20 protein-coding genes are annotated in these 19357 nt (G+C 62.3%); 9 read left to right on the forward strand and 11 right to left on the reverse strand.

The features are described from left to right. Nucleotides 1-8 precede the first annotated feature (8 nt). From C454_RS04325 to C454_RS04340, 4 genes are all read right to left on the reverse strand, one after another. Complete coding sequence (locus tag C454_RS04325) at nucleotides 9-437, reverse strand: hypothetical protein (protein ID WP_049904956.1); 429 nt, start codon at nucleotides 435-437, stop codon at nucleotides 9-11. Next, nucleotides 430-996, reverse strand: a complete 567-nt coding sequence (locus C454_RS04330) for a DUF7342 family protein (protein WP_004973018.1) — start codon at nucleotides 994-996, stop codon at nucleotides 430-432. The genes C454_RS04325 and C454_RS04330 overlap by 8 nt, the downstream gene beginning before the upstream one ends. A gap of 142 nt (nucleotides 997-1138) precedes the next feature. Then, entirely contained in the window at nucleotides 1139-1606 is a 468-nt protein-coding gene (locus C454_RS04335; protein ID WP_004973020.1) for a zinc ribbon domain-containing protein, read from the reverse strand. A gap of 99 nt (nucleotides 1607-1705) precedes the next feature. Then, the gene (locus tag C454_RS04340; protein WP_004973022.1) at nucleotides 1706-2104 is read right to left on the reverse strand and encodes a ubiquitin family protein; all 399 of its coding nucleotides are present in this window, start codon (nucleotides 2102-2104) and stop codon (nucleotides 1706-1708) included. A gap of 190 nt (nucleotides 2105-2294) precedes the next feature. On the opposite strand from C454_RS04340, the gene C454_RS04345 reads away from it, so the two are divergent. The 7 genes from C454_RS04345 to C454_RS04375 all read left to right on the forward strand — a co-directional run bounded on the left by C454_RS04345 (nucleotide 2295) and on the right by C454_RS04375 (nucleotide 11912). Continuing rightward, nucleotides 2295-3197, forward strand: a complete 903-nt coding sequence (locus tag C454_RS04345) for a UbiA family prenyltransferase (protein ID WP_004973023.1) — start codon at nucleotides 2295-2297, stop codon at nucleotides 3195-3197. Nucleotides 3198-3311: 114 nt separating this feature from the next. Then, complete coding sequence (locus C454_RS04350; protein WP_049904958.1) at nucleotides 3312-5093, forward strand: histidine kinase N-terminal 7TM domain-containing protein; 1782 nt, start codon at nucleotides 3312-3314, stop codon at nucleotides 5091-5093. 539 nt (nucleotides 5094-5632) lie between these two features. Continuing rightward, nucleotides 5633-5878 carry a hypothetical protein gene (locus tag C454_RS04355; protein WP_004973027.1) on the forward strand — a complete coding sequence of 82 codons (246 nt, stop codon included), beginning with the start codon at nucleotides 5633-5635 and terminating at the stop codon, nucleotides 5876-5878. Nucleotides 5879-5912: 34 nt separating this feature from the next. Next, a complete protein-coding gene (locus C454_RS04360) occupies nucleotides 5913-7553 on the forward strand; it encodes a hypothetical protein (RefSeq protein WP_152421516.1) in 1641 nt (546 codons plus the stop codon). A 96-nt stretch (nucleotides 7554-7649) separates the two neighbouring features. Then, complete coding sequence (locus tag C454_RS04365) at nucleotides 7650-8762, forward strand: hypothetical protein (RefSeq protein WP_004973032.1); 1113 nt, start codon at nucleotides 7650-7652, stop codon at nucleotides 8760-8762. Continuing rightward, nucleotides 8762-9865 carry a hypothetical protein gene (locus tag C454_RS04370; RefSeq protein ID WP_004973034.1) on the forward strand — a complete coding sequence of 368 codons (1104 nt, stop codon included), beginning with the start codon at nucleotides 8762-8764 and terminating at the stop codon, nucleotides 9863-9865. Before C454_RS04365 ends, C454_RS04370 begins: the two co-directional genes overlap by 1 nt. Further along, nucleotides 9858-11912 carry a VirB4 family type IV secretion system protein gene (locus tag C454_RS04375; RefSeq protein WP_204365850.1) on the forward strand — a complete coding sequence of 685 codons (2055 nt, stop codon included), beginning with the start codon at nucleotides 9858-9860 and terminating at the stop codon, nucleotides 11910-11912. Before C454_RS04370 ends, C454_RS04375 begins: the two co-directional genes overlap by 8 nt. Before the next feature lie 140 nt (nucleotides 11913-12052). Here the strand turns inward: C454_RS04375 and C454_RS04380 are convergent, their stop codons facing one another. Further along, nucleotides 12053-12457 (reverse strand): HVO_A0114 family putative DNA-binding protein, encoded by a 405-nt coding sequence (locus C454_RS04380; RefSeq protein ID WP_004973037.1) that lies wholly within the window; start codon nucleotides 12455-12457, stop codon nucleotides 12053-12055. 24 nt (nucleotides 12458-12481) lie between these two features. Then, nucleotides 12482-12787, reverse strand: a complete 306-nt coding sequence (locus C454_RS04385) for a toxin-antitoxin system TumE family protein (protein WP_004973038.1) — start codon at nucleotides 12785-12787, stop codon at nucleotides 12482-12484. Nucleotides 12788-12943: 156 nt separating this feature from the next. Between C454_RS04385 and C454_RS04390 the strand changes: the two genes are divergently transcribed. Both C454_RS04390 and C454_RS04395 read left to right on the forward strand, forming a co-directional pair. Then, entirely contained in the window at nucleotides 12944-14395 is a 1452-nt protein-coding gene (locus C454_RS04390) for a lamin tail domain-containing protein (protein WP_081605185.1), read from the forward strand. After that, nucleotides 14392-14691 carry a DUF3006 domain-containing protein gene (locus tag C454_RS04395; RefSeq protein WP_004973041.1) on the forward strand — a complete coding sequence of 100 codons (300 nt, stop codon included), beginning with the start codon at nucleotides 14392-14394 and terminating at the stop codon, nucleotides 14689-14691. Before C454_RS04390 ends, C454_RS04395 begins: the two co-directional genes overlap by 4 nt. A 69-nt stretch (nucleotides 14692-14760) precedes the next feature. Here the strand turns inward: C454_RS04395 and C454_RS20280 are convergent, their stop codons facing one another. The 5 genes from C454_RS20280 to C454_RS04415 all read right to left on the reverse strand — a co-directional run bounded on the left by C454_RS20280 (nucleotide 14761) and on the right by C454_RS04415 (nucleotide 19357). After that, the gene (locus C454_RS20280) at nucleotides 14761-15222 is read right to left on the reverse strand and encodes a hypothetical protein (RefSeq protein WP_152421517.1); all 462 of its coding nucleotides are present in this window, start codon (nucleotides 15220-15222) and stop codon (nucleotides 14761-14763) included. 80 nt (nucleotides 15223-15302) lie between these two features. Beyond that, nucleotides 15303-16232, reverse strand: coding sequence for a transcription initiation factor IIB (locus C454_RS04400; protein WP_004973042.1), 930 nt, complete (start codon nucleotides 16230-16232; stop codon nucleotides 15303-15305). A 113-nt stretch (nucleotides 16233-16345) separates the two neighbouring features. After that, a complete protein-coding gene (locus C454_RS04405) occupies nucleotides 16346-16567 on the reverse strand; it encodes a hypothetical protein (protein WP_004973044.1) in 222 nt (73 codons plus the stop codon). Between the two features lie 48 nt (nucleotides 16568-16615). Further along, nucleotides 16616-17164, reverse strand: coding sequence for an SWIM zinc finger family protein (locus C454_RS04410; RefSeq protein WP_233510271.1), 549 nt, complete (start codon nucleotides 17162-17164; stop codon nucleotides 16616-16618). Nucleotides 17165-17233: 69 nt separating this feature from the next. Beyond that, nucleotides 17234-19357, reverse strand: a complete 2124-nt coding sequence (locus C454_RS04415) for a type B DNA-directed DNA polymerase (RefSeq protein ID WP_049904959.1) — start codon at nucleotides 19355-19357, stop codon at nucleotides 17234-17236.

The raw sequence follows: 19357 nt of genomic DNA on the forward strand, positions 1-19357 counted from the left end.
CGTACACGCTACTCCCAGAAGGACTGAATCCGCTCGCTCAGCTCCGACAGCACACGTGAAATGACATCGCGCCAGTCTCTCGCAAACGCCGTGTCCTCACCAGGCGTCGCCGCGTCCGGCGGCGGGTGGAAATGCTCGCGGTCGTTGTGGCTGTTCGGGTGTCTGTCCCACCGACATTCCCACGACCCTCCGTCACGATACTGCTCGAGATAGTGTGCGCTGAAATCGTCCGTCACAAACCACCGAACACGAAGAGATGCACGCGCGACGGCCGCCGGAAAATATCTGGTGTCAAAATCAGCCACGAGGGCGTTCGGTGCGTATGATGGTCGATATTCGACGGTTGAGAACCGAGCGCTTCCACGCAACCGCCGACCAATCCGCTCCAACACATCGCTGTCGATACCGCCGGTACCGTTCGGCTCGTCCTCACGCATTGATGCTCCCAGCACGCCCGCCCGACAACTCATCGCGCCGCGCCGCATCTAACAAGGCTGCACGCTCCTCCAGCGTCTTCCACGTAGACACGGCCTCCCAACGCTCTTCGACAGACTCCTCGTGGCGCTCGTCTGCCAAGGAGACCTCATCAGGCGATGCGACGCCAAACCGTTCCCGGTACGCCTCGGCCGCATCGACCGTCTCTTTGAGCCGCTCGACAATCTCGATCTCCGAGTACTGCTGGCGGATTCGCTCGACTCTGCGCCACCGCAGATACGAATCGTTCCGCTCGTACCGAACCGGTCGCCCAGACAGTTCACGAACGATTCCCATCTCGGTAAACCACGCTAAGTAGTCCCGTGCGGTCTCCGTATCACAGTCTGCACGCTCAGCGATCACCGACACTTTCGTCGGTTCGCGCACCTGCAGGACGACATCCAGCAGACGCTCTCTCGTCGGCCCACCCTTCAGCAGTTCCCCTGGGGATTCCCACGAATCGAACGCAGGCGGTTCTTCGCCCGTGTCCGACATCTCATCGGGCGTATCAGTCGTGTCCATACACGTAGTAACGCCCTTCGCGGTGATATATCTACTGCGAACAGAATTATTTCAGGAACTTCGCAGTTGGTGTGGGAGAGCGTGCACGCAACACTCCGGATGAAAAACGCCTGAAAACCGAACCTATCCCCAAGCTCCGCGTCTATTCCTCGCGCTCCTCGTCGTCCGCCTCGCTAACCGAAATCTCCGTCTCGTGTTCCCGGTCGGCCGCCCGCTGTAACTCCTCGGCACGGAGTTCGGCGCGGGTGTAGGCGTCGTACACCGCGTAGAGCCACACGGCAGGCGCGAGGAGGAAGCCGATGAAGACCATCACCGAGACAGAGGCGACGATAAAGCCGACCGCGAAGACGAGGCCGCGTTCGAGTTCGCGGTTGTACAGCTGTCCGAGGCCGGGGAAAATCGCCGACAACACCGCCGCGACGAAGGGGTTGCCGCCTTCGAGGAGGTCGTCGAGCGCCGAGTCGATCGACGACTTCGGCGGGTCGCGCTGGCGAACCCCGCATTCGGGGCAGATTTCGGCGCGCGCGTCGATGACCGCGCCGCAGTCGCGGCAGAACGCCTCGTCGGGGCCGCGGTCGCGAGTCGAGTCGTCCGCGGAGGTCGATGACATACCTGCCATCTGTCGGCGGGGGACGTTAGTCCTGTGGCGGTCGGGCGTGGGAGCGACCCACCGCCATCTCCGAGGTACTCACCGACGCAGACGCCACCCTCACACACAGTACAAAAACGGCTTCATGAGCGCGACGCGGTCGCCGTCTTCGAGCAGCGTGTCGAAGCCGTCGAGGTTCTCGTTGAACACGCCGTTGACGAGGACACGAGCGTAGGGGCGCGTCTGCTCCCCTTCGGGGTTCTTCCGCCACGTGCCCGGGGGTTGTTCCACCCGCGCCCATCCCCGCGTCGTCGCGTCCGCCTCGCGCTCCGCGATGACGAGGTCACGCACGTCGTAGGCTTCGAAGAACGCGTCGAGGAACGCCCGGAGCGTCTCGCCCGCGAAGGTGAACTCGACCTGATGCGTGCCCGCGGCCGACCTGACGTGTCCGGTCAGTTTGACCTCGACCGTCGTCGTCACCGTCTCGGCCGTCTCCGACGCCGCATCTGTCGCTCCCATCTCTCTCCGTTCCGCCCGCTCGGCAGTCCGTGTCTCCATGCGCTCCGATACGCACCGAATCCGGATGAGCGAGGCCCCGAACACGTTCGGACGCGCCGCAGACCAGACCAGATCAGACCAGACTAGACTACTGCGCCGAACTGTTGTCTGGCTCACAACTAATCCGCTCGCGCCACGACACGAAGGCGCAATGCGAATCGTCCCCCCCCGCCTGTACAGTGCAGTCGTCCATAGCTCAGTATTCCTCGGCGCGTCGACCATCGCCGAGGTGTTCGTCGCGTCCGCGCTCGCCGGAATCGCGCCGAACGCCGCCCTCGTCGTCGGCTTTCTCATCACCGTCGGCGTGTACAACTTCGACAAACTCGCCGACCTCGACGCCGACGCCGAGAACTACGCGGAGCGGACCGCCTTCGTGGCGTCCCACCCGCGGGTGTACGCCGCGTGCTCGGTGGTCGCCGTCGCCGTCGCGATCTGGCTCGCCGTCCGGCACGGCGGCGTCTACGCCCTCGGGCTGACGCTGTTTCCGGGCGTCGTCGCGGCGTTCTACAGCGTCCCGCTCGTCCCGCTGTCGTCTGTCGACCGACTCAAGGACGTCTTTCTCGTCAACACCGCGACGGTGTCGCTCGCGTGGGCGGTCCCCGTCGCGTTCATCCCGCTCGCGGTCGCCGCGACGGCACCCGAGTACGCCGCCGGCGCGGCCGGCGCGGCCGTCGCGGCGCTGTGGTTCTTCTTCCGCTCGGCCATCTCGGTCGAAGTCCACAACGTCCGTGACGTGACGGGCGACGCCCGGAACGGCGTCGAGACCCTGCCGACGGTCGTCGGTGTCCGCCGCACGCAACTGGGCCTCTACGGACTGGAACTCGTCTCGCTCGGACTCGTCTGGGCGGCGTCGTGGGTCGGCGTCGTCCCCGCGTGGGCTCCGGTCGCGCTCCTTCCGTCGGTCGCCTATTCGACGTGGATTACCCACGCGCTCACCGGGTCGTCCCGGTCGGTCGAGCGGCTCTGTACGCTCCGTGACGGCGAGGGCGTACTGATGGCCGTCGGCGTCGCGGTCGTCGCTTCGGTTGCCGGTCCCGCCGGTGCGTTCGTGTGATACACACCGAGCCGAGAGCCCGTTCGGAGTGACGCCGGCGTAGCTGTCGACCCGAGGCGGCCACCCCGAATTCTCGAATACCCTTTTGTCACTCGATGAATAACTATCTGGATAGTGATTCCGAACATCGGGTGGCCTACTTTCGAACAGGTGGTGTTCGGGGGAACCGCCGGTGCGCATTTCCTCACGCAACCGGTGCCGCTCGTCGTCGTCATCGTGGGGCTGATGATACTCACCGCAGTGATAAGTGGCTACGTCGTCCTGTTCGCGTGGCGGCGACGGCCGACGCCCGGTTCGACCGGGCTGGTCGCGTTCGGCCTCGCCAGCGGGTGGTGGTCGGCGGGCTACCTCTTCGAACTCATCGTCGACGACATGGCGCTCAAACTCACGCTCGCGAACCTCCAGTGGGTCGGCGTCCTCGCGGCCCCGCTCGCGTGGTTCCTGTTTTCGTTTTCCTACGCCGGGCGAGACCGCTACACCGCACCGGCGTCGCTCCTCGCGCTCTCTGCGCTCCCGCTCGCCAGCCTCGTCGCCGTGTGGACCAATCCCCTGCATCACCTGATGTGGGGCTCCGTGACCGTCGTCCCCGCCGTCGGGCGGACGATTACCGTCCTCCAGACCGACTGGGGGCCGCTGTACTGGGTCGTGTTGGGATACAGCTACCTGCTGTGGGTCGCCGGCTCAGCCGTCATCTTGCGGACGGCGCTCGACATGCCGACGATCTACCGACTGCAGGCCGCCACCCTCATCGTCGGGGCGCTGATGCCCGTCCTCGGCAACGCCGCCACGACGCTCCTCGAACTCTACGGCCCGGCCATCGACATGACTCCCGCGGCCTTCGCGTTCGCGGGACTCGCCTGTACCGTCGCCATCAGCCGCTACGAACTCCTCGAAGCCCGACCGGTCCCGCGGTGGGTCGCCCGCGAACGCGTGGTCGAGACGATGGCCGACGCGGTGCTCATCACCGACACGAAGTGGCGCGTCACCGACGTGAACCAGTCGGCCGCGCGGATTCTCGGCGACGACGACGCCGAACTCAAGGGGCGGCCCATCGGCGACGTTATCGAGGAGTTCTCGCCCGACCAGCGGGACACAGACCAAGTCACCGTCAGGCTCGGGTCGGGCCAGCGGTACTTCGAACTCCGGACGAGCGCCTTCACCGACCACCACGGCCGCGACATCGGCCACGCGCTCGTCTTCCGCGACGTGACCGACCGCCGGCTGAATCTCCAGCAACTCGAGGTGATGAACCGCGTCCTCCGACACAACCTCCGGACCGAGGCGAACCTCCTCGAAGGCTACGCGAACCTCGTCTTGGACGACATCGACGGCGGGGAACTCGACGACGCGCGGGACCACGCCCAAACCCTCCACGACCACGCGTCGACGCTCGTCAACATCAGCCAGAAAGCGCGGAAACTCGGCGTGGCCCGCGATAACGACGGGAGCGGCGACATCCGCCTGCTCCCCGCGGCCGTCCAGATACGGGCCGCCGCCGACGCCGTCCGAGCCGACTCCCCCGGTGCGAACATCCGGCTCTCGTCGCTTCCCGACCCCGAAATCGTCTGCGCGCCCACGCTCGAACCCATCGTTCGCGAACTCGTCGAGAACGGCGTCCAGCACAACCCGTCGTCGACGCCGGTCGTCTCCGTGACGGCGACCGCGGACGAACGCGAACTCGTGATTCGCGTCGAAGACGACGGCCCCGGCATCAACGCGAGCGAACTCGCCGCCATCGACGCCCACGGCGAGACGCAACTCAGACACGCCAGCGGCCTCGGGCTCTGGCTGGTGAAGTGGGGCGTCGACCAACTCGGCGGCACCGTCGCGTTCCACCCCCGCGAGGAGGGCGGGACCGAAGTGGTGCTTCGGATTCCCGCGTTGCGGGACGAATGAGGTGTTCAGCGACCGGAGAGATCTGTTATCGCAAGTTTGCCACACTCGTCTCAGACGGAATCGTCGGCCGAATACAGCCGACACCCCTATCGGCTGTCATAAAATCACAGTACGGTTGCTCGCTAATTGTAAATATCAATTCTAAGCTTTTACTGAGAAATCGTTGTCAAATTGCATTCAAACCGTTGAAATAGAGAGTTTGTTAATATCATAATCGATAATACTGCGTCAAATTTATAGCTAGCTATCGAGAAAGACGAGCGATAGTCTCCGAATTCTACCCATTCGGTGACAGTTCGGTGGCAGTCGCCATTCGAGCGCGGTGCAAGCCCGCCTACCCAAGAAGTATGACTCGACCATTCACTCGGGTCCGAAGAGCAGCAGCACGCGCTCGCTCTTCCACCCACGCGCACGCAGTACCGACGGTTAGACATCTCGCTCGACACGGGCTGGTTGGATTCGTCTTCCTCAGTCTCATTGCTGTCGACCCGGCACTCGCCCAAGAGAGCGTCATCTGTCAAACAGACCGACTCCCGACGATGATCTCTGGATTCTTCCAGCTCACGACGACGATTGGACTCATCGGACTCGTCGTCGTCTGGCAGGGGAACTCACTATCGGAGATTTTCACGCTCAGCCCAGACCAACGAGAGAAGATTAAGCGACACAAGCGAACCGCACTCAAGTCGACGCTCACACTCGTCTTACTCGGCCCGCTCTACACCGTCGCTGGAGGAACCATGGGTCTCCCGCTCGCGACGTGTATCGACCTCGTCCCCATCTAGCGGTCGCGTGAGGTCTCACACTTCGGTCCGTAGTGTGACATGCATACTCGCCGCCATTGCGCTCGTCGTGCTGGCTGGCGTTGGAGCAGCAGCAGCCGAGAACGACTCGCAACCGGCCCCGCACACAAATGCGACACGGTGGTCGGACGATGCGGATACCTGTCTCACAACAGACGGCTACCGCGAGCAGTACGGACGCGACCCCCGGCCAGCCGAGCTACTCGCAACGTGTACGGACTTCACCTACGAGACGCCGCCCAACGTAACGGCGGCGAACGAACGCCTTCGGCAGTCGATTACGCCGGGTGACGAAAGCACGTCCATCGGTCCATCGTCGGCCCCGACCGGTTCCAATGGCCGACTCCAAGACGTTCGGGTGTCGCTGCTGACGGTGTCGCCGTCGACGCTCGTCCACGAGAATGCGACGACAACGCGGTACGTCCGGCCGACGGGGACCGTCCATGGCTATGTCGATTATCGAGTCGACACCAGCCCAGTCACGACCGGAAACACGACCGTCACTTGGCGACTGCAGTCCCATCGTGTCGAATCCGTCTCGCTTGCCACCAAGACCGACGTTGTCGCGACCGACTCGAACACACAGCAACCGACGTTCACCTACCAGCAGGTGCCGACGGGGCGAACGCAGTTCCGGCTCACAGCAACCGTCACCGCTGCGTTCGAACGGACAGTCACGGTCACTGCAAACGGTACGCGCGAGACGACAAGTGAACTCATCACCGCGAACGTCACAGTCACCGACACACGAGACGTCGTCGTCACGCGGCCGGCGGCAACGACGGCCGCCCTCGCCACTCACGACGGGACTCGCAAAGTCCTCCTCTCGAACATGACGTCGTGGAGTCGGTACACGCTTTCGGGGACACCTGACCACGCGGTCCAGAACGTGTGGCGGTTCTACACCGCTGAAGAGCCGGCGTGGCAGACGCTCGACAAAGCGACTGCGACGACAACAGAGACGGTTCGGCCGACAGTCCGACCGCTCGTCGTGCATGCCGTTCCAACGAACCCCCACCCAGCGCCGGACCGTCCGTGGGGCCCGGTACAGGTTGCAGACCGAACGGGCACGCAGCACGCGCGCCCACAGCTCGACGACTCGAATCTCACAATTACGCCGACGGCGTACCAGCACGTCGACAGCCTCCGGCTTCATCATCCGGCTGCGTCGTCGGTGACGCTCCACGGACTCGTTTTCGGCCCACCGACGACACGCTCGCTCCCAGCGACGCCACAGCGTGTGCGGAATGTCTCGCTCGAACTGACGACTGTATCACACTCCACGACGGACGCAACGCTTCGCGTAAGCCTCACAGACGAAGCAACTGGCGCACCGCTGTCGACCGAGATACCCGGACCGAACCACTCCGGTGGCACGGTCATCGTCGCTGGAACGCCTGTGTCGCTCAATGCGACCGGACAGGCGACACTCGTCGTTTCTGAACCCGGCGTCTATCGGGCGACGTACCGTCCAGCGACGTGGCGACCGGGACAGCGTGCCTATCGCTCCGCCGATGCGACGACCACGTGGCACCCTCTCACCACGTTCCGGGGCCTCACTGACGCGTTCTGGGAGCTGTCACAACTCCTCCTCGCCGCTGGTGGCGTGTTGTACGCCGCTCGCCAGCTTGGCCGCCTCAGTTCTCCAAACACATGATACGACGCAGTATACAACCCGTTTCACCGTTGTACCGATTACGACCGCCAGCGAGGCGGTTGCCCACGAAGACCCACAGTCGAACCCGGAGGCGGCATGGCTGACTCGACGCTGTCTGAACTCGGCAGCGAGTGGTTTGCCGACATTCTAACAGCCGTCACCGGCTGGTTTCAACGCGGCATCACTGACGGCTACGAACAGTTGACTGCGGCCGCCTTCGGAACGCCAACTCCCCAAACGGAGAGCGTCCTTGGCATCGGTGTCCCGACGAACGAGCCGTGGCAGTCACTCCACGAGACGCTCGTCGCTGGGGAGACCACCTTCCTCGCGTTACTGCTCCTCGTGATGGCCGTTCAAGCGAGAAACACGATTCGGGTGTTCAATCTCGGAAATCCGTTGATTGCGAGAGCGACATCGCGGTCGGCATGGACAGGCGGTGTTCTCATCGTCTGCTGGTATTGGATTGCCGCAACATCGCTCACACTCGTTGACGCAGTCACCCTGCTATTGCTCCCCCCGGTGACGAGCGTCGGCACGTTGCTGTCCGACCTGCTGGTCGTGACGATTACGAACCCGATTCTCGCGTTCGGGCTCGGCGCGCTCGGCGCACTTGGGATGTGGGCCCTCCAAGCACTGTTTGTCGTTCGTGATCTCCTGTTGTTCGGGTACATCTTCGCGATGCCGTTCGGCCTCGCAGTCACGTACGCCAACCTCCCCGTCGTCTCGCGACTCACAGCGTCGCTGTGCAGACGATTCATCCCACTCCTGATTCTCCCCCTTCCGATTGCCCTGCTGTTTGGTGCGTACGACCTCATCCTCACGTCGTTCGCTAACTTCGGGCTGCTGCCAGCAAGCGCCTTTGCTCGGTATCTGCTCGCGACGTCGCTCCCGCTCGTGTCGGTCTACATTGCATGGCGACTCTTCCGCGATGTCATCCCGCGAACGACGCGGGCGGTACAGCGGACTGGGCGACTCGCTGCCACCGCTGGAACGGTTGTCGGTGCGGGCGTCGTCAGCGGCCCAGCCGGTGCCGCCTCGGTCGCGAAACTCGGCGCGCGGTCTGCAGCGGCCCGGGCCGTTGAAACCACACTCGAGCCGTCGTCACCACCGCCGACGGCGACACAACACGACCACGTCGCTTCTGACGCGAACGGCCAGCGCGGCGTCCCGACGTATCGCCGAACTGAGAACGACCCTGGATACTACTAATGGCACAAGACACACCTGCAGAACGACGACTCCTGAAAACGCTCGGCGAAGAGGTTCGGATTCCGATCCTCAATATCGAAGAGGGCGACCTCTACCCACTCGTTGGCTTTCCAATTGTTGGGATCTTCATCGCTGGACTGACCGGTATCGATTCGCTCCTCTGGCCCCTCGGGCTTGGCGGGCTCTGTTGTGGCCTCCTTACCGTCTACGCGACGCCGTCACACCGAACGACGACCGCCTGGCTCAGCGACCTCGTCCACTACTATCTCGGCCGGCCATCACTCACGACTGCGTACGCCGACACCGAAGCCGATGCGACTGGAAACCAAACACAGACATTCGGCGATTACAACCCCTTCGTCCCGACTGAGCAGACCCAAGACCTCACGAATATCGCCGCTGCGTGGCCTGGCGCAGGCGCGCTCGAACGAACTGACGGGACGATGGTCGGGATGGTCGAGCTCAATCCATCGAACATGGATTTCGCGATGTCTGGCGACTGGGCCCAACGACAACACGTCGCCGAGACGTTCGCAAACAATGAACTCGACTTTCCGCTCGTCCTCCATGCGACGACGCGTCCGTTCCCCGTCGACCGACTGATCGACCGCATCGATGACCGACTCACCGACGAAGATGTGACCGAGAGTCCGGCGTTCGAGCGGCTCCTCACCGAGTATCGCGAAACCCGACCCGAAGAGATGGCTGGCACACAGGAGATCTGCTATTATCTCGGCGTTGAAGTCGACCCGTTCGAAGTCTACAGCGATCTGCACGAGGAGGACACACCGCTAGAGCGACTGACAGCGCTCCCACTCGTGGGGGTGTTGCTCACGCCGTTCGTGACGCGCCGAGAGAGACTGACCGAAGCGGAGGTTCGGGCTCGTCTCTTTGACGCCGTCGACACACGGTGCCGCACACTTGAAACAGAACTCATCGGGAAGCAACGCGGTTGGGCAGCCCGACGGCTCTCAACGACAGAGCAGTTCCTGCTGTCAGTCGAGTTTTGGAATGGAGCCGTCCACGAGTACGGCGACCCGGAAGCGAGTATTCGAACGGCACCAGCGCTCGGACACAGCCAGCGGGAGGAGACCGATGTTTGAGACGCCGGTGCTCCCGTTCCAGTCGAATCTCACGTCGCTGTCGGCACCACTCCTGTGGGCCGTCGTTGGGAGTGGACTGGCGTTTCTGGCTGGCGTCGCGCTCACGGTCGGCTGGCGTCGGCTGAACCAACCGACTGCGGCGTTCGACCCAACTGCCGTCTTCGATGAGTCGGTGTTACAGCAAGCAGACGACGACCGTCAAATACTGGACGCAATTGACACCGCACACGCCTCGATGGCCGCGCCCGCCGCAATCGAGTGGGATACCCGCGCCGCACGTGTCGGTGACCAATGGACGACGACGCTCTATCTGGCGTCCTACCCCGATTATCCCAAAGACGGCTATCTGAACGAACTGTTCAATCTCACCGATATCGAGTTTGACTGTACGGTTCGCTTACAGCCGAAAAATCAAGCTCGCGCTCGCGACCAACTGCAGACGCTCGCCGATAACCTCCAAGTCGACGCGAAACTCGAACAGACTGTTCGTGGCTCGTATCTCCAGACGCGGGCTGACGAAGCCACCGCGACCTACACCGCCGTCGAAGAAGGCCAACACGTCTTCTCACAGGCGATGTTTCTGACCGTGCGTGGTGAGACCCGAGGCGAGCTTCGCGAGGCGGTTCGAACCGTCAAGCGACGCCTTCGCGACCATCCCGCAAACCTCACGCCGAAGACGGCGACCTGTGCACAGGACCGCGGACTCCAAGCAGCCGCGCCGCTCGGTCCCAACCCGTTCGACGAAGACGTGGTTGCCCTCGGCGGGGCCGTGGGAGCGTTGCTTGCGTCGCCACACAATCCAACGATTCTCGAACCCGATGGCGTCGAAGTCGGCATTCACCGACACAACGACAGCCCGGTCGTTATCGATGCGTTCGCCCGCGAAAACGGCTATGCGATGTTCACCGTCGGCGACCCCGGCTCCGGAAAGTCGTTCGGCGCAAAACAGAACTTCATCCGCTCGATTGCAAACTCGAAAGACCGCATCGGCATCATTCTCGAACCACTCAATAACTGGGCCGGCGTCGCCGAAGCGCTCAACGCCCACCGGATTACGGTGGGTGGCAAGATGGGACTCAACCCCCTCGAAATCAAACCGATACCGCCGCGCGTCCAGCGAACGCTCGGCGATGATGCCAGTCCGTTCAACGAGAAAATCGATAGCGTGCTGAGCTTCCTGACGAACTTCTTTTCGCTCCGTGGCATCCACCTCGGCGACCACCGAACGACCCTCGAGTTGGCCATCACCGAAGCGTATCTCGAACAGGGAATCACCGACGACGTGGCGACGCATGACAACGAGAGCCCGACGATGCGTGACGTCCTCGACGTGCTGACGACGATGTCCGAGACGCCCGAAGAGTTCGTCATTCGCAGTTCTGTCGAGACGGCGAAGCTCGAAGCCGACGCGGCGTGGCTTATCGACCAGCTTCGCCCGTTCGCCGCCGGTGGCCGTTACGAGAACCTCGGCCGGCAGACCGAGTTCGAGATTCGCGACGAGAAGCTCATCTATCTCGACCTCGGCCAACAGGAGGGAACCGTCGGTGGCAGTACGAGCCTGCTCATGCAGTTGCTCATCGCCGCCGTCTACGAGCGGGCCAAAGAGACCGACAACGAGGTCGTCTTCGTCATCGACGAAGCCCGCTACATCATGCAGGACACAGAGAGCCTGTCGTTCCTCGAGACGGTGTTCCGACACCACCGTCACCACGACCTCTCGATTCGGCTCGTCACCCAGACCGTCGACGAGTTCTTCCAACACCCGGAGTCGGAAGCGATTCTCGACCAATGCGCAATCAAGCAGTTCCACCATCTCGATGGGATGGACGAGACCTGGGCGAACGAATTCGGCCTCAACTACGCACAGATGCGATTCGTCCAAGACGCCGTCCCCGGCTCTGACCGACTCGGCTACTCACAAGCGCTCGTTGGACTCGACGGTGAGTGGCGCGGGATTGAGGTGCGGGCGATGCCCGACGAGACCGAGGTCATCGATTACGACCCCGGCGCACACGACCGAGTAGAGAGCCCACTCGCTGACGACTAACGGGGGGGTTTGGTACTAATCTACAGATGAACAAGGCGAGTGCCTCGGGGCTTGACCCCGAGGCGGTTCACGACTCATCGAACAAGAAGGCGCGACGCGAGGGACCCGGTATCGGCTCGTCGAGCCGTGGTCCTCGCAGGCTACGGCGCGGCGGCACCAACGTTGTTGTTCGAGTTGTTGAACGGTAGGTCAATTTCGAGACCGTCGTAGGCTAGTACGGGTTTCTTCGGGAGTCCGGGGCCACCGCCTTCGAAGTCGATCACACCGATGTCAGCCAGTTCAGTCAGATTCCGGTGAACCTGCTTGTAATCACGGTCAACCAATTCTGCGGCTTCGCGGATGCTGTCCGGCTCATCCTTAGAGATCGCCTCTAACAGTTCGAGGTTCTTCGGACTGAGCAGCCGACTGAGTTCTGCGAACGAGTCGAAGTTCAGCACCGGCTGAGCGTCTTCGAGTTCCTCACCTGCCTGTGCCGCCTTGAGTCGCTGTCTCGTGTGTTCGTCGAGGTCGTTTCCCTCACCAACCGTTACTTTGAGCTTCGTCATGTCGTGATCACCTGTCGCGATTTCTCACGTTTCCCAGTCCCAGGAGACGGATGACATCTCCTCGGCCTCTTCTTTGAATCGGTCGTAGAGCGTCAGCATCCCAGGGAAGTCGATGATCTTGACTTCAGACCCGGTATGTCGCTCATGACCCTTCGTCCGTTCGTGGGCGTTGTCGTACCGGAGGATGGTGTCCCCACCGAGGCTGCCGAGATGGAGACTGTAGTCCCACCCACTAGGATACTTATCAGCCTCCGTTTGGCGGATGGTTACATTGACGACGTATTCGTCTTTGACAGCCTTCCAATCTGCAATCGTGATGTAGGACGCCATCCGTCACCCTATGTTATTACCTCCATAGGAATAAGCCTATGGACCGAAATACATACCCTACACAGACAGCGCTGTATTCAGCACTCCGTCTGTGTCAACTTCCAAGAATTTCAGAGGGCCACTAACAGATAAACCACCTGCCACCAATGTCGTCGTATGACGCTCCAGGTCCGGACGATTGCGGTCGTCCTCCTCGTTTTTATCGCCGGCTGTACTGGTGCCGGTGGCCCCGCACCCGACACAGGAACAACTGCGTCGCCGACAGCAACGCCCACGACAACACCGACTGCGACGACACAATCATCCCAGACTGTCACGTCGGTCAACGGCACACTTGAGGTTCATTTCATCAACGTCGGACAGTCAGTCAGTACACTCCTCGTCGCACCCAATGGTGAGACAATGCTGATCGACACCGGTGACTTCCGAGACGACGGTGAACACGTGCTTTCGTACCTCCAAGCACACGAGATCGATCGCATCGACTATCTCGTGACCTCCCATTCCGATGCGGACCACATCGGTGGGAACGCGGCTGTTATCGACTACTTCGAAACGCAGGCGGACGGTATCGGTGCGGTGTACGACCCCGGGATTACCTCCACCTCCCAGACGTACGAGGCGTATCTCGATGCCGTCGAACAACACGACGTGCCGCTCTACCGCACGCAGGCCGGTGACGAAATCCAAATGGGAGCGGTGACCTCACAGGTCCTGTCACCACCCGAGGGCTACCTCGCCAACGAAGATCGCAACGAGAACAGTATCGTCCTCATGACGCAGTTCGGGTCGACGCGCTTCCTGTTGACCGGCGACGCCGAACACGAAGCCGAAGAGTATCTCGTCGACACGTACGGTTCGCAGTTGCACGCGACGGTACTCAAAACGGGCCACCACGGCTCCGCTGGAAGTACCACCGCACCGTTCCTCGAGGCCGTCCAGCCACAGGTCGCCGTCGTCTCGAGCGCGTACGACTCCCAGTACGGCCACCCGAACGAAGAGACGCTGTCTCGACTCGCAGCGCAGTCCGTCCCGACGTACTGGACGGCAACGCACGGAACGATTGTCTTCGAAAGCGACGGCCAGCAAGTCACCGTGAGCACCCAACGCGATGCACCGACTGACCCGACACAACTCCGTGAGGGGACGGCAGTCGAACCGGGAACGACTGGCGACGTGTCGGCCCGGACGACGATTACGACCGACGGGACGGTCTCGACGCTCACGCCGGTCGCAACCGACGGTGGGACTGAAACTGAGACCGAGCCGACAGCTGCGTCGCTTGTCGTCGCCGACGTACACGCCGATGCTGCGGGGGCCGACACGGACAATCTGAACGACGAGTACATTGTCTTCGAGAACACCGGAAGCGAGACGCTCGATATCTCCGGGTGGACTGTCTCCGATGCTGCAGGTCGGACGTACACCTTCCCATCGGGGACGACACTTGACGCAAGTGCGACGATTACCCTCCACACCGGGACTGGCACGGATACGTCGACAGACTACTACTGGGGCTCTGGGTCGGCCATCTGGAACAACGGTGGCGATACCATCACCGTGGTAGATAATACCGGCGCGGTCGTAGTTGAGGAGACGTACGCATGATTCCAGACGGGACGTACACGGCGACAGTCGACCGATTCGAGGACGACCGCGCGGTGTTGCTCGTCGAAGCCGACGGTCAGGATATCGACCAACTCGTCGTCGACCGCGGTGCGTTGCCGTGGCGAGCGAGAACCCAAAACGCAGTCCTGACGATTTCCGTCGTCGACGGCGCATACGACGGTGGACGGTACGAACCCGACGAAACCGAGGCGCGAACCGAGGCCGCTCAATCACGCTTCGACCGACTCTCGCGACGCCCGCCGGCTGCTGACAACGCGGACGACGAAGACGCCTAAGCAGCCGGCCGTCGCCGTTTTGTCCACGAGTTGTGCGCTCGAGGAGGCCCAGTTACTACAGAACGACTGTCAGGGACAGCTAAACAGCAGTTCGACGTCCCAATCTTTAGAACTAACTCCTGTTCTGGTGACGGTCAGCGTCTTCCGCTCGTTTGGTTCGAGAACGCCAAACCCCTTCTTTGCGATAGTTGATGGCTCGAACCCTCCTTTCTCCCTGTAGAAAAAGACTTGTGCGGCAACTTGTATCGGGAAATCAACAACACTCGTCACGGTCAAATCTACACTCTCAATTTCTGTCGTCCCATTCGCGTATCCTTCCCACCGAGCTTTGACGAGCGATTCATCCTCAACTTTAGACGTATCACACGTGGGCGCTGCTTGGCCAGACTCGTCGCTCGTCTGTGTCGGCTCAGGGTCCGGGCTCACTGCTTCTGCCTCACTGTCTCCCCCGGTACAACCAGCCAGTCCACCGAGCAGCCCAGTAGTCGTTGCTGCGATGAATGCTCGCCGTTGATAACTGCAATTGTCCATGAGCGAGTATCATAATAATCGCCGATAACGCTATGGACTAAAATACTAAATTTGAGAATTTAGTGGGTCGTTCGCCCAACTCACGCCAGTGCTGTCAATTCGACGTACCGCGCTCTGAGCGTTGGGACCGAGACGTCCGCGAGTGCGGCGAGTGCAGTCTGTGTGGGTCCCACATCGAACTCAGTTCCCGCGAGATAGAGACACGCCGCCGCGACGCCAGCTGGATTCCGCCCGTTTGTGATCCCTTCTTCGTCCGCACTCGTCGCGAGTTCGTACGCTCGCGACTGCACCCGCGAGGAGAGGTCGCTCTCGGAGCCGAGTCGAGTGACGTACGTCCGCGCGGTGACGACCTGTGCATCGATTCCTAACTCACTGTTGAGCGCCCGGTAGCCCGTCTGGACTTGGTCACACGAACAGCGTGCGACGCTCGCGATTTCATCACGTGGGCGTGGGAGGCCACGACGACGACACGTCGCATACAGGCACCCCGCGGCGATCATCTCGACTGACCGCCCCCGAATGAGGTCTGCGTCTTGGGCGCGTCGGTAGAGCTGACTCGCCTCTTCGATGAGACTCCACGGCAAGTCGAGTGCGCTTCCCATCCGGCTGATTTCACCGAGCGCGGTCGCGAGGTTTCGCTCCGCTTTCGTCTCGAAGCGTGCCCGGCGATGTTCGCGCCGAAGTCGGTGAAGTTGTCGTCGCTTCTTGGCAGACACCGTCCGGCCGTTCGCATCGCGGTTGTAACCGATTTCCGCGGAGACTCCTCTGTCGTGTCGTGCTGGAGTGAGTTGGCCACCCGTTCGCGGAACTGAGTGTGGGTCCTCGTCGAACACACGCGGGCCGTGGGTGTGGTCGAAATAGTACTGGTCGACGATGAGCCCACACGCCTCGCAAGCCGTTTCACCGCCGTCTGTCGTGAGTCGTCCGTCACATTCGGGACACTCGCTAGCATCGATGGATTTCCCGCACGATTCGTCGAAGGTTCGGTTGTAGATTTCTCTCAGAGACATGGGTGTCGGTCGTGAGATGGCCTGGTTCGCCACCCCGCACCCCTCAGGGGGTGATACAATTGGCTGGCGGTGCGCTCCGGTGTGTAGCGTGTCGTCGTCGCGTTGCCCGCGACCTACACCGACTGAGACGGACAGTCCTGTTCGAACCCGGACGGCTCATGCCGTTCTTCGCCGCACTGGACACAGCGCCAGACGCGCCGCCGACCCTGGTCGAACTGCGCCAGTGTTTCGAGCGACGGTGTGTCGTCGTCCCACTCGGTGACGACGAGAATCTCGTGTCCGGTCGGTGTTCGTTCGGCGATGCCGCTGTCGTGGTTGGTATCGTTCGTTGCCATCAGAAGTGCGAGGTGAGTTCCCCCGCACCCCTCAGGGGGCGATACAATTCACCGCGATTGCCTGAACGCGCTCGTCTCTCGTCGCGACTCTCGTTCACACCGCGCGAAGCGGCCGTCCGGCTGCGGCAGGATGCGCGTCCGGAGTTCGAACAACACCCGTCTCAGGTGCTTGCACTCGACACCGCGTTTCTGGTGGTCCGGACAGCTACAGGTGCCAGCCGCAATATCGACCTCGTAGGTGTTCCCGCTTGAGGAGTCGACTTCGTAGCGCGGGCCGACGGTCCCGAATCGGACGGTCATCGATTCGGTGAGTGCTTTCCACGTCCGCGAATCCTCGACCGCGTAGCCGCCGTCACTCACGAGCGGGCGGCCCGGTGTCGCGCGACACGGCTCGCGGAACTCGTCGCGCCGATTCCGCTCGTGGCCACAGTTCCGACAGCGCCAAAAGCGCGTTCGGTAGCCGTCGCCGTCGGACAGTTCGATGTCGTAGTCAGTTGGCTTGCTTCCTGGCAGCCACTCCGTCACGCGGACGAGGTCGTGACCGCGGTGGGTCGATGTCGATACAGACTGTCTGGTGGGTGGTCGGGTCGTAGTCATTGGCACGGCGAGCGCTCGTGGTGAGCCCCCGCACCCTGTGTGGGGGCGATAAAATTGCTCGGCGGTCGCTCACGCCCATCGGGCCAGCGACGTCTCGGTGGTCTCCGCGAGCGCTCGTTCGATGCGTGCTTGGGTCCACCCACACGGAGCGAGCACGCTCGTTGCCGCCCGAATTAGCGCCGTTGCGTAGAACTCGGCGTCGTACGTTGACGGCACTTCTTCGCGGAGCGCAACACGTTCATGTCCCTGCTTGTCGTCGTCGACGACGACGTACTCGACCGTGCTTCCTGCAGGCTGGTCGTCGTCATACAGTCCGTCCGCTCGCTGCAGCGCCGCAACCGTCTGGGTCGCCTGGGTGTACTCGGTGAGCGATTTCGACGTTCGCGTGGTGATCACGAGGTCCGAGGGGTCGACACGGCCCGCGTGCAACGCATCGATATGACCGGCCAGTTTGTCGATGACCGACCCAGGCTCGCGGTACTGGTCGAACGTCCGAATGAGTGCTTTCTGGACGCTCCCAACGAAGGATGGGGTGCTCCGTTGGCGACACTCGATGCCTCGGTATTTGTACGCCGACCCAGCCGCTGTTGGCTCCGCGTATTTGCCGAAGTATTTGGTGAGGGCACCCTCCGTAGAGTCACGCTTCGGAACGAACGCAACCCAGTCGAACGCGCCCTCGTACTCTAAGCGAATACCGACATCATCTGTCACCGTTCGGCAGACCTCGGTGAGTGGTCGCTGATTGCGGTCGGATGCGGGGGTCACCCACAGACTATCGACGAGGCCGTGAACGACATCCCAGCCAGCCGCTTCCAACTGGTCTTTCGCATCGAGGAGAATCGACCGCGCGAACGCGTTGATCGCCTCGTGGCATTCGATGCGCCCGAACTTCGCGTTCGAGAATCCCTGATACCCAAAACACGAGACGAGAATCCATTTGAGCGCGGCCGACTCTCCCTCGAGGCGCGCACGCTCTGTTGGGTCGGTTGTTTCTTCGAGTTGGTCTTTGATCGCATCGCGGTCCGAGACGAGCGGGTCGAGTACGTCAGGGAGATAGCCGCCCCGGTCACAGATTGAGTACCCAAGCTCGGGCACGTCGGCAGTCGAACAGCAGTCACACCGCACCGTCTCCGGGCTGATGTTGCGGGTGATGATGATGTTCGGATACAGACTCGAAAAGTCGACCTCGTGAACGTCGGTGTGGACGCCGACGTCTGGGGTGAATGTAAAGCCCCCGCGGTCGGCGGTGTACAGCGATCCCATCGTCTTCCACGATTCGGGACGCCACGCCCGCCATTGCACGAGCACGTCCCGACGCTGTGCGGCTCGAATCTGGATTGCGGTCAGCACGTTTCCGATAGAGGCCCACGCCTGTTCTTGGAGCGGTTTCCGCGACCGCTCGACGAGGTCAAGACAGCCAGCTAGATTCGTCTCTCGGAGGAAAAACGAGGCCGATCGATTGATCACGACGCGACCGGGGACGTTGTAGCGCGCTGGCGAGTGACCCACCTGTCCGTAGGAGTGATACGTCGACTCGCCAGCGAGTGTCTGATACGTCGCGGCGTGCGGGCCACGACCGAGTTCCAGCGTGTGTCCTTCGTCGCGTGCCGCCGCGAACAGTCGTGGAATGACCGAAGCCGCGTTGACAAACAGTACGTCTGGATCACACTCGGCGACGCGCGTCGCCACCGCGTCGACGACTGTCGCCTGCGACCCGCGGACCGTCTCGCCGTCAATCGTCACCGTCGATAGCTTCCCGTCAGCCGTGCGCGCTCGCGGCAGACTCAGTTCGACCGTTGTGAGTCGCGTCGTCGGCGTCGGGTCGGTGTTGGTTTCGAGGCAGTACCGGAACTCTGGAGAGAAATCAACGTTGTAACACCGAAGTTCGTCCGGGAGCGCGACCTGATTGGTTTGGCGGGCGAGCGTCGGGACCGCATCGACTGTGGTGGCCTCAATCATCGTCACCGGCTCGGGCGACTCGCCGAACCCCGGCCGCCGCTCGACCGTCTTCACAGTGGCAACCGATGGATGTGGTTCGAGTGCGCGTTCGTACGCGGCTCGCGTCTCGCGTGCCCCACGAACGTAGAACCGCGGCCGATACGTCGAATCGATATCGTACGTTGCGGTTCCGGTGTCGCCTGCGGGTGTCCAGCGATACACGTCGCCGTCGATGAAGTCGAACGTGTACCACAT

The sequence above is a fragment of the Haloferax gibbonsii ATCC 33959 genome, from assembly GCF_000336775.1.
Taxonomy (GTDB): Archaea; Halobacteriota; Halobacteria; order Halobacteriales; family Haloferacaceae; genus Haloferax; species Haloferax gibbonsii.

Excerpts from the sequence above, each read along its gene's own strand:
- C454_RS04385 (WP_004973038.1), bottom strand. The coding sequence starts at position 12,787 with ATGGCGTCCTACATCACGATTGCAGATTGGAAGGCTGTCAAAGACGAA.
- C454_RS04405 (WP_004973044.1), bottom strand. The coding sequence starts at position 16,567 with ATGGCAACGAACGATACCAACCACGACAGCGGCATCGCCGAACGAACA.
- C454_RS04355 (WP_004973027.1), top strand. The coding sequence starts at position 5,633 with ATGATCTCTGGATTCTTCCAGCTCACGACGACGATTGGACTCATCGGA.
- C454_RS04400 (WP_004973042.1), bottom strand. The coding sequence starts at position 16,232 with ATGTCTCTGAGAGAAATCTACAACCGAACCTTCGACGAATCGTGCGGG.
- C454_RS04340 (WP_004973022.1), bottom strand. The coding sequence starts at position 2,104 with ATGGGAGCGACAGATGCGGCGTCGGAGACGGCCGAGACGGTGACGACG.
- C454_RS04390 (WP_081605185.1), top strand. The coding sequence starts at position 12,944 with ATGACGCTCCAGGTCCGGACGATTGCGGTCGTCCTCCTCGTTTTTATC.
- C454_RS04370 (WP_004973034.1), top strand. The coding sequence starts at position 8,762 with ATGGCACAAGACACACCTGCAGAACGACGACTCCTGAAAACGCTCGGC.
- C454_RS04325 (WP_049904956.1), bottom strand. The coding sequence starts at position 437 with ATGCGTGAGGACGAGCCGAACGGTACCGGCGGTATCGACAGCGATGTG.
- C454_RS04380 (WP_004973037.1), bottom strand. The coding sequence starts at position 12,457 with ATGACGAAGCTCAAAGTAACGGTTGGTGAGGGAAACGACCTCGACGAA.
- C454_RS04335 (WP_004973020.1), bottom strand. The coding sequence starts at position 1,606 with ATGTCATCGACCTCCGCGGACGACTCGACTCGCGACCGCGGCCCCGAC.
- C454_RS04345 (WP_004973023.1), top strand. The coding sequence starts at position 2,295 with ATGCGAATCGTCCCCCCCCGCCTGTACAGTGCAGTCGTCCATAGCTCA.
- C454_RS04415 (WP_049904959.1), bottom strand. The coding sequence starts at position 19,357 with ATGTGGTACACGTTCGACTTCATCGACGGCGACGTGTATCGCTGGACA.
- C454_RS20280 (WP_152421517.1), bottom strand. The coding sequence starts at position 15,222 with ATGGACAATTGCAGTTATCAACGGCGAGCATTCATCGCAGCAACGACT.
- C454_RS04365 (WP_004973032.1), top strand. The coding sequence starts at position 7,650 with ATGGCTGACTCGACGCTGTCTGAACTCGGCAGCGAGTGGTTTGCCGAC.
- C454_RS04330 (WP_004973018.1), bottom strand. The coding sequence starts at position 996 with ATGGACACGACTGATACGCCCGATGAGATGTCGGACACGGGCGAAGAA.
- C454_RS04410 (WP_233510271.1), bottom strand. The coding sequence starts at position 17,164 with ATGACTACGACCCGACCACCCACCAGACAGTCTGTATCGACATCGACC.
- C454_RS04395 (WP_004973041.1), top strand. The coding sequence starts at position 14,392 with ATGATTCCAGACGGGACGTACACGGCGACAGTCGACCGATTCGAGGAC.
- C454_RS04375 (WP_204365850.1), top strand. The coding sequence starts at position 9,858 with ATGTTTGAGACGCCGGTGCTCCCGTTCCAGTCGAATCTCACGTCGCTG.